General features: G+C 65.5%; 3 protein-coding genes. 2 read left to right on the top strand and 1 reads right to left on the bottom strand.

Annotated features, from left to right (window positions below):
• Both WAN71_RS19780 and WAN71_RS19785 read left to right on the top strand, forming a co-directional pair.
• A partial coding sequence (locus tag WAN71_RS19780; RefSeq protein WP_422226954.1) for a serine aminopeptidase domain-containing protein occupies window positions 1-667 on the top strand: 667 nt, incomplete at its 5' end.
• Window positions 589-1,563 carry an NAD(P)-dependent oxidoreductase gene (locus WAN71_RS19785; RefSeq protein ID WP_422226955.1) on the top strand — a complete coding sequence of 325 codons (975 nt, stop codon included), beginning with the start codon at window positions 589-591 and terminating at the stop codon, window positions 1,561-1,563. The genes WAN71_RS19780 and WAN71_RS19785, both read left to right, overlap by 79 nt.
• A gap of 28 nt (window positions 1,564-1,591) precedes the next feature.
• Here WAN71_RS19785 and WAN71_RS19790 read toward each other — a convergent pair.
• Window positions 1,592-2,116, bottom strand: a 525-nt coding sequence (locus WAN71_RS19790; RefSeq protein WP_422226956.1) for a phosphotransferase, incomplete at its 5' end; no start/stop codon positions are given.

Genomic DNA, 2,116 nt, shown 5'->3' on the forward strand with positions numbered 1-2,116 from the left:
GGCCCGAGAAGGGCTGCGACACGGCGAGTTACACGAGGACCTGCCCCCAATTAGTGCGCCGCTGATTGGCGTCGGTCATTCGATGGGCGCGTGCTTGACGACGATGGTCCAGGCGACTACGCACCCCTACGACGCTGTCGTGCTGCTGGGCTACGGCGTGCAGATCACCAACGTGTACCAAGACACCCCCGATGCGGCTGAACTGGAAGAGCGAGTTCAGCAGACCATCGAGGCGTCCTGCCAGCTGAGTGGAGCCAAGCCGACCGACGCCCACCTCTACGCGCCTCGCGCGTACCTCGCCGACCTCTTCTATGCGGGCGAAGTTCCCCAGGACGTCATCGACGCGGATACCGCCGTGCAGAGCCGGACTCCGCTGCGGGCGACCGCCGAGGTCACCACCCCGGGAATGGTCGAGCGGTACGCGTCCCAAGTGGATGTCCCCGTCTTCCTCGGGTTCGGCGCGGCGCTGGACGTTTCGCCGAACCCCTATTCAGAACCCGCCAACTACACCGGCTCCCCGGATGTGACACTGCACCTCGTTCCAAGCTCGGGGCACTGTCACAACTTCGCGAGTCACCGCAGCCAGCTATGGGACCGAATCGCAAGGTGGTTGCCGACGGTCGCTCCCGTCCTACTCGCCAGTGGCGCCGTACCCGTCGACGCTTAGGGAGAGCAATGGCGAACACCGTCGGATTCCTCGGCGCCGGACAACTCGGTGAGCCGATGGTCGAGCGGTTTCTCGGCGCCGGCCACAATGTCGTGGTGTATGCCCGCCACGAGGAGGTCCGCCGAGGACTGGAGGCGAAGGGCGCGGCGATGGCCGATTCGGTCGCCGACCTGGCACGCGGCAGTGACGTTCTCATCTCGTGCCTGTTCTCCGATGCGCAGCTGCGCGAAACCGGCCTAGGCCCAGACGGTTTCATCGCCAATGCGAAGCCGGACGCCGCGTTCATTTCTCATACGACAGGCACACTATCCACCCTCGAGGCGTTGCGGGAGGGTTCTTCCACGCCCCCGGTCATCCTCGATGCACCGGTCAGCGGCACGGCGGATGACATCAACGCTGGCACGCTGACTGTGCTGATCGGGGGACCGAGTGACGACGTCGCCGCGGTGACGTCGATCCTGGCCGCCTACGCCGATCCGGTGGTGGCGACCGGCGCACTGGGCAGTGCGTTGGCGCTCAAGCTGATCAACAATCTGTTGTTCGCTGCCAACGCTCAACTTCTCACTGCAGCAACGCAATTAGGCACCCAGTTGGACGTCGAACCGAATGTGCTGCTGTCCACGCTGCAGGTGTGCAGCGCGAGAAGCCACGCTGCCGACCAGGCTCACCGCATCGGCGGGATGGACCGGTTCGCCGAGTTGGCCGGCCCGTTCCTGCGCAAGGACATCGCGGCGTGCCGCGAGGCGGCGGCCGAGGCGGGTGTGGAACTCGGACTGCTGGACACTGCGGTTCGGGAGGGGCCACTGGCCCTCGACGCCATCGACTCGGCGACCGCAGGTCAGACCGGTGACGGGTCGGCTGGCGGGGAAGGGTTGCGTACACGCCTGACCTTCTGACCACCGTCGCGCTGGCCTGACGGTTGTGTCAGATCTGGTTGAGATACCGCTCGATCAATGTGACTGACGTCTGTGGATAGCTGCGTGCTGTTGCGGCGTCCAGCCCGTCGCGCACCAAAAGGCGGGCGAGTCGGTTGTTGATCAGCGACAGGACGAACGCGGCCACTAGCTGGTAGTAGGCGATGTCGCCGGTCAGAGTCCCGCCGAACTGCAGGTAGCGCCTGACGAACTCGTCGTCATCGGGCACGCCAGGCAGGCGAGCAAAGCCAAGCGCTTCGCAAAGAAAGCGCTCGAACATCAACCACCAACCCAGGTCGATGTCCGGCGGCCCGGTGCCTGCCGTCTCCCAGTCGAACAGCGCGACCACCGACAGATCGTCGCCGAAACACATGTTCCCGACCCGCGCGTCGCCCCACACCACGGCTTCGGCATCGGCGTCGGGCGTCGAATCGAGGATCACCTGCAGCGCCTCGGCGAGCGTGTGCGCACCGACCACCAGATCTGCGCGACACCAGTCGTACCAGCCGGCAAGTCTGTCGAGGTAGCGTTGCAA

The sequence above is a fragment of the Mycobacterium sp. genome, assembly GCF_049280035.1.
GTDB lineage: Bacteria > Actinomycetota > Actinomycetes > Mycobacteriales > Mycobacteriaceae > Mycobacterium.